Source organism: Rhizobium terrae, assembly GCF_003425685.1.
In the GTDB taxonomy this organism is placed as follows: Bacteria; Pseudomonadota; Alphaproteobacteria; order Rhizobiales; family Rhizobiaceae; genus Neorhizobium; species Neorhizobium terrae.
The window spans coordinates 1-6,515 of the sequence record NZ_QJKM01000047.1; the positions used below are offsets into that span (position 1 = coordinate 1).

At 54.4% G+C, this 6,515-nt stretch carries 7 protein-coding genes; 6 read left to right on the forward strand and 1 reads right to left on the reverse strand.

The window, feature by feature from the left end; translation table 11 throughout:
- Window positions 1-381: 381 nt before the first annotated feature.
- The 3 genes from DMO26_RS34055 (at window position 382) to DMO26_RS33000 (ending at window position 3,011) form a co-directional block, all read left to right on the forward strand.
- Entirely contained in the window at window positions 382-558 is a 177-nt protein-coding gene (locus tag DMO26_RS34055) for a hypothetical protein (RefSeq protein WP_162895192.1), read from the forward strand.
- A 376-nt stretch (window positions 559-934) separates the two neighbouring features.
- On the forward strand, window positions 935-1,243 hold the full coding sequence (locus tag DMO26_RS32995) for a hypothetical protein (protein WP_117196492.1): 309 nt from the start codon (window positions 935-937) through the stop codon (window positions 1,241-1,243).
- 412 nt (window positions 1,244-1,655) lie between these two features.
- Window positions 1,656-3,011 carry a hypothetical protein gene (locus tag DMO26_RS33000; protein ID WP_162895193.1) on the forward strand — a complete coding sequence of 452 codons (1,356 nt, stop codon included), beginning with the start codon at window positions 1,656-1,658 and terminating at the stop codon, window positions 3,009-3,011.
- Here DMO26_RS33000 and DMO26_RS33005 read toward each other — a convergent pair.
- Window positions 2,984-3,688, reverse strand: coding sequence for a recombinase family protein (locus DMO26_RS33005; RefSeq protein WP_117196494.1), 705 nt, complete (start codon window positions 3,686-3,688; stop codon window positions 2,984-2,986). The two genes, DMO26_RS33000 and DMO26_RS33005, sit on opposite strands and share 28 nt — an antisense overlap.
- A gap of 296 nt (window positions 3,689-3,984) precedes the next feature.
- Between DMO26_RS33005 and DMO26_RS33010 the strand changes: the two genes are divergently transcribed.
- The 3 genes from DMO26_RS33010 to DMO26_RS34060 all read left to right on the forward strand — a co-directional run bounded on the left by DMO26_RS33010 (window position 3,985) and on the right by DMO26_RS34060 (window position 6,473).
- Window positions 3,985-4,890: a helix-turn-helix domain-containing protein gene (locus DMO26_RS33010; RefSeq protein ID WP_117196495.1), complete on the forward strand. Its 906-nt coding sequence runs from the start codon at window positions 3,985-3,987 to the stop codon at window positions 4,888-4,890.
- 13 nt (window positions 4,891-4,903) lie between these two features.
- Window positions 4,904-5,710: a hypothetical protein gene (locus tag DMO26_RS33015; protein WP_117196496.1), complete on the forward strand. Its 807-nt coding sequence runs from the start codon at window positions 4,904-4,906 to the stop codon at window positions 5,708-5,710.
- A gap of 406 nt (window positions 5,711-6,116) precedes the next feature.
- The gene (locus DMO26_RS34060; RefSeq protein ID WP_162895194.1) at window positions 6,117-6,473 is read left to right on the forward strand and encodes a hypothetical protein; all 357 of its coding nucleotides are present in this window, start codon (window positions 6,117-6,119) and stop codon (window positions 6,471-6,473) included.
- Window positions 6,474-6,515: the final 42 nt, after the last annotated feature.

A 6,515-nucleotide genomic window follows, 5' to 3' on the forward strand; every position in this document is an offset into this window, starting at 1 on the left:
CATCAAACAGACCCAGGATCAGTCCGAGAAATGGCCGCCTTCAAATCGGAACGCCGGCCGGAATGAAATCGGAATGACTGGCCGGCTTCAAATCGGAATCGATGGCCGGCTTCATCGGAATACGCAAAATGAGAAAGCTTGCAACTTGCCAAGCCCGACGATCGCCTGTGGGCGGAGCCTTGAAGTCGGATCCAGTTCGATAGGTCGTGCCGCCACAACGTGGGCAAATCTTTTGCGTTGTGTCGGTCGGTCGTTTCAGAACTCGCTGGCAGTTCAAACATGCAAATTTCGTCAAAGCTGTTTTCATGGGCAGACGATACCTCAAGGCTGCGCAGAAGCCACTCCCACCCCCGCACCTCGTAAGAAGATGAGGGGTAGCGAATGAGCAGCCCTGCCCTCGTGAAACAGTCGGATCTGAAGCGTATGGCTGATGTCGCCAAGGCGAAGGGCGTAACCGTGTGGATCGAGGTTAACGGCCGTCGGGTTGGAGTTTCCCCCGATATCCCCAAAATCCACAGCCCTGATGAGCTTGACGTGGTGGAAGAGGTACGCCTGTGATCCAGGACATGCCTCGCAAGCTTCCGCTCTATGTCGTCAAGCAAAAGAACCGCGCTGGGAATTGGGTCTACTATTTCCGAGTGGGGAAAGGGCCCCGCACGCGCCTGCCTGCTCCGAACGACCCAAATTTCAAAGCGACTTATGAGGCCGTCCTGAAGGGCGAGCCTTCTATCGCCCAGCCCCGGGAAGCGCCCAATACAATCGCTTGGCTCATTGGCCGCTTCATGGAGAGCGGAGACTGGCGGGACACCAGCGACGCCACAAGAAAGCAGCGCAGCAACATTCTTTGGCACGTCAAGGAGAAGCCAGACGGCAAGGGAGGAAAGATCGGGGACAAGCCGATCTCGGTATCACCACCAAGGCCATTCGCAATGGCATGGACGATCGCAGAGCGACCCCGGCCGCAGCGAACAACTACCTCAAGACGATGTCAGCGCTCTGCAAGTGGGCGGTGAAGGACGGCCACATCAAGGCGAATCCGGCTGAGGGCGTTGGGAAGACGAAGCTCGAAGGCGATGGATTCCCTGCTTGGCAGATCGAAGACGTGAGAGCCTTCTGCATCAAGTGGGAAATCGGAACCCGCCAGCGCCTCGCTATGGAGCTTGCCATGCACACCGGCTTGCGCCGCTCCGACCTGGTACGGATTGGTCGTCAGCACATGCGCGGAATCTATCTCCACCCATAAGACAGGCGCGCGAATCACTGTCGAGCGAGAACGAACTTGCCCCTCTCGATGATCCGCGTGAGGGATCGAGAGCGAATTCGTCAACAAAATCAACCGCTAAAGAACGAAGTGGTGGGCCCGGAGGCGGCAGCATACGTGAGCGAAATCAATTACTTAATGCCCCGCACCTGTGAAAAAGCGGGCATTGTATTCATTTCGTGATCTGATCTGCACCCCGCACCACTCATCTCCAAGGATGAGTGGAAATGAACATATTAATCCCTGCAAAATTCGTCAGTTGCGACACTCTCCCAGTGTCGGATCGACGCTTCCCAATCGCATCTGAAAAGAGTTCCCCTAAGCAGTTAACCACTGTGCAGGCTCTTTCGCCCGTGCCGGGTGACAGCCTCCTCTCGACAATGGAGGTGGCCCGTTGACCCCGATGGTAACCTTTCCAGAAACCTATTGGAAGCAACGCAAACTTTCCCGCCGGGAACGGACGGCCCTGCGAGATACGGCTGCATATATCCTTCAACCAGAACATGGTCGCGGACGCGCCGTTTGCGCATGTGGACATCTCGGGAAAGGTTCAGAAACCGTTGCTTTGATACTCAGGAAAGATGGAACCGCTGGAACTCTTGGCACACTTCGATGTGGTTCACCGTGGCTATGCGCAGATTGCGCCCCGCTGAAAGCCCAGCAACGTCTCGAACGGCTTCAGAAGCTTGCAGACGCCCTCGTGGCGGTGAACGGTAAAATGGCTTCCATCACGGTCACTGTCAGCCATGGAAGGGAATCCAGTTTGATGAATGTAAAGAACGCTATCGAAACGGCTTCGAGGAGTGCTAGGCAGGGAGAGCCTTGGAACCGGCAAAAGAAGTTACATGCGGTCATCGGCGTTTTGTCAGCCCCCGAGGTGACCTATTCGTATACGAATGGTTGGCATTTCCATATCCATCATTCCTTCTTGACCGAAAACAGCGGAAATCCGGAGGCTTTGGGCCATTGGTTTGTCCAGCGATACCTCAGGTACTTGGAAAAGGCTGGGTTTATTGCCGATCTCCGTAGCCAAGAGGTTTCGTTGATCCGCGACCCGCGAAGCTACATCCGCTATTTGCGAAAGGGGGTCGGCCGGATCACAAATGATGTTTGGAGCGGACAAAAGAATGCTACGAGGCAAGGTAAGCACCTATATCCCTTTGATATCTTACAGCGGGCCTCTGGCTCCGAACCTATGAAGAGGCTTTGGCGTGAATACGCCGCTGTTATGCCTGGGACCAGATCATGCGTTATCACACGGTCGATAGCCATTCGCCTGGATATTCGTCCTGACGACGACTGTGTGAAGGTAGAGCATGGTTGCATAGCCGGTAATTTGCCAGCATCTATTTGGGCCACACTCGTCAACCGGAAGAAAACCAACGTCATCCTCAGCCTTCTTGAAGATCGAGGCGTCGAGGCCTGGCAGCAAATCAATTCGCTGGCGCATGCACTTGGCGCAAAGGCTGCCCTGAACGTCGAATTGAAAGATGAGCTACCAGAGGAACAAATTCCTATAAATCAGTTCGAGTACAGGCCTAGTGCAGCACAGATCGCCGGGTTGGCCCTTCATCTCAAATGGCACCTCTCAGGAAAGGAACGTAATGGCGAAGCCATTAAAGTCGCTTTGGACAGGGAACGTGGACACGCGGTCGCAAGTGGCCTCACATTCTTTCCACCGAACATCAAAGACGTGCTGGAAATCTATGGCAATGACGGCGTCTATCCTTCAACATCCCCGCTTGCGTAGACTGCAGCCCTTGAGCGATCAAGGAGCCTCTTGACAGTTGTCGCGGCCCATTCGCCACCGCGAGCAGTCCTGACGCCGCGCTGGTTGAGAGCGTCGGCTAACGAACGCAACGTAGCTACGCCCTGGTTCTGGAGTTGCCGCACCACGGGAAGAACGTTGGCAGCGAATGCTTCGGCTCCAGCAGCGTTCTGGGCGGCACCCATCATCTGGGCTTTGGCAAGATTGGTGCGGTTTCCAAGCAATGCACCGGCTTGTTTCTTAACTTGAAGCGCTTCCCGGGTGCGCTTTGAGATCAGCGTACGTTCCTTTTCGGCCAAGGCCGCGTAGATATGCAACATGAAAGGATCGGCGTCTGCACCCAGTTCGGCCACAATGAAGGGCACGCGTTGCGCCATTAGGCCCGCGACAAAGGCTACATCGCGGGAAAGCCTGTCGAGCTTGGAGACAACAACAGGGACCTTCGCTTTGCGGGCCTTCCGCAAGGCGTCCGTGAGGACAGGTCGACGGTCTAGGGCGTCTGCCCCTTTACCTGTTTCTACTTCCTCGAACCAATCGGTGATGACGATACCTTCCGCCTCTGCAAATCGCTCGATGGTCGCCCGCTGGGCGTCGAGGCCGAGCCCGCTCTTTCCTTGAGCTAAGGTGGAAACGCGAAGGTAGGCAATGGCAAATGTCATGCCGTGCAGCCTTTGTAACAACTCTATATGCTCATTTTGTCTTGTTACGGAAAAGGTATCAAGCCAGTCATGATCATAATCCTGAGGGGCGGTGCGAACGAGGCTACCTTGAAACCTCCGTTGTTATTTATGCGAGGTCCCGGGGCCTTCCGGTTCCCTTACTCGCTCAGCCACGATCCTCGTGCGCCTTTCCCTTCCACTGAGTGCGCACGGAAACGTAGCTGCCACTTGACGATAATTGACATCATCACGTGTGTTGTGTACACACACTCCAACAGAAGCTGGAGAGCAGGATAATGGACATTAGGAAATTCAGGGAGAAGCGGGGGCTTTCCCAGCAAGAGCTGGCCGACGAACTTAGAACGACGCAGCAGACGGTCGGACGGTGGGAGGCAGGCTTAGTTGTCCCCCCGCTCAATTCAGCTGTGCGGTTGGCAGACCTCTTCAACATTACGCTCGACGAGCTGGTAGGTCGGGCCGTCGCAAATCCTCCTCCTTGGAACACTGACGAACTGATCCTCGCGTTGAGGCTCTATCTGAACAACCCGACATCACCGCCAGGAAAAAGCAGCGCGGAAGTTATCGCTCTATCAAACCTGCTAAATACACTGGCAGAGTGGCTGGGGAACGAGCGAACAGGCGCATATCGGAATCCGAATGGCGTCTATATGAAATTGATGAACTTTCGTCGCCTCGACCCACGGTTTGCAGAGAAAGGAAATGTGGGGCTTGTCAACGGAGGACAGCTCGAAAAGGTGGTCTGGGATCGCTATGCCGCCAATCCATCGCGCCTCAATGCAGTTGCTGACGCAATCACGGCATCATTGCAGATGCCTTCAACCACACTAAATCGCGGCGACGACTTGGAGGTTACTGAGGCAGAAGAAGGTCGCGTGCTGACAAGTCTTCATCGTTCACGCGAACGAAACCGCAAGCTTGTCGAACAACGGAAGGCCATGGCCCTGAGGGATGGGAAGGGCATTCGATGTGAAGGATGCGGCTTCGAGTATGCCGAAAAGTACGGCGAGCACGGACGCGGGTTCATAGAAGTGCATCACACGATTCCGCTTCACACACTGCCACAAAGCATGACGACCCGACTAGAGGACCTTGCCCTGGTCTGTGCTGACTGTCACCGGATGATCCACGCAAAGGCGCAATGGCTGACAATGGGGGCGCTCCAGGAAATCGTTAAGAAGTAGCCGGAACGGCGCGATGCTTACCAGAGAAAGGCAGCAAACCGCCATCATCAGCTACGTCCGCGCGTTCTTAAAGAGCTACAGAGGAAGAATTTTGGAAGAAATCATCATCAAGGCCTACGTCAGCCTCGCAGCTTGTTCAAACGAAGATGAGAAGATTCTTGGTGAAGCGCTGAACGCTTGCCGTGCGTTTTGGCTCGCGGCGCAAGCGCTTCCAAACTACCAAATTGAGCAAGCAAGACCACATAACCGATGTATCTACGCTGCGCTTGCTGTGCGGGATATCCTCAATAAGCGCGGAATTGTGGCGGCGGAAGTGTACACATGTGGCCTCCAGATTCGACTTTTTGACCCGAATACTGGACAGACGCTGAAGGGAATCGCCGTTGGGAACCCTGAGGGTCTTGCTGGCCCGAAGCATTGGAATGCACACCTAGTAGTCCGGGCGGGAGACTTCTTATTCGACCCAACCCTGGTGCAGGCGAGCCGACCCTGGAACGATCTTCCTCATGTCGGAGCATTCAGATTTGGCGCTCCGGAATGGCATCACGTAACAATGAGCGCGGGAACGGCAAAGACGTCTGCTGTGACCGTGACTCCAGTAGCGAACGAACAGCTTGAAATTGCCTACTTCGAACTCCCATCAGAACCCGGATTCGAAAAGAGGTCTTACAGGACGTCATCAAACTCTGGCGTGAAACAGAGGCGAGATGTCGTCTCTGCGGCTCTTAGATTGCTCGATGCTGACAGCGAAATAAAATTAACAGAAGTCGAGGCCAGGACAATCGATTTGAGCGTGATGGGGCTGATGACGACATCTTAATGTCTCTGCACAAAAACTCCATTCCCGTGCCGCAATCGACCGTCCCTCTTGAACGAAGGTTCTTGCTTCCCGGTGATAGATTGTTGCTCTACACGTCTGCTAAAGCGTTAGCAAATCGCTAAATTGTTGTCGAGGCATCGTTCCAGGTGCTTGGAAAAGGCCGTTATACAAGGTATGTGTGACCTCTTGACTTCGGGCCTTGTTCAGATCAAATGGCAGCACTTACGCGATTGGCAGATACTGCATGGTCGGGCGCTTCGCTAGACCTCACTCGATTGGTCTCATTTTTGCGGCTCGGAAGGTTCCAAAGCCTTACCGCCTCCGCCAGAGGCCGCTCCGCTCGGCAAGACTTTGAAACCTTCCGAGCCTTCGGTAAGTGATAGAAGACCTTGAAATTGAAAACATCTTGGAACTGATAGACCCGGACAAAATCCGGGTCTATCAGCCAACACATATCATCTTCATTTGCGGCGGTAAGACAGATGCTGCCGCTCATCCGCCGCTCTCTTTGAGAGATGCATTCATGAGGATCGCTTTCTCGCCTCCATTTACCAAGTACCAGCCGATGCTTGCAGAGGAATTGGACGCGTTCTTTCCGAAAGGGGACTACAAAGACTTCCTTAGCCTTGAAAGCGACATTGCTCAGATATCGACTCTTGTCCTGCTGTTTTCGGAGAGTGAACCGCACCGGGTTTGCCGGAGACCCCAACTCGTGAGAAGTAGGGTCTATGACAAGCAAAACGACGAACAAATTTTCTCCTGAAGTCCGTGCCCGCGCTGTTCGAATGGTGACGGAGCATGAAGC

Excerpts from the sequence above, each read along its gene's own strand:
- DMO26_RS32995 (WP_117196492.1), top strand. The coding sequence starts at position 935 with ATGGACGATCGCAGAGCGACCCCGGCCGCAGCGAACAACTACCTCAAG.
- DMO26_RS33010 (WP_117196495.1), top strand. The coding sequence starts at position 3,985 with ATGGACATTAGGAAATTCAGGGAGAAGCGGGGGCTTTCCCAGCAAGAG.
- DMO26_RS33015 (WP_117196496.1), top strand. The coding sequence starts at position 4,904 with ATGCTTACCAGAGAAAGGCAGCAAACCGCCATCATCAGCTACGTCCGC.
- DMO26_RS34055 (WP_162895192.1), top strand. The coding sequence starts at position 382 with ATGAGCAGCCCTGCCCTCGTGAAACAGTCGGATCTGAAGCGTATGGCT.
- DMO26_RS33005 (WP_117196494.1), bottom strand. The coding sequence starts at position 3,688 with ATGACATTTGCCATTGCCTACCTTCGCGTTTCCACCTTAGCTCAAGGA.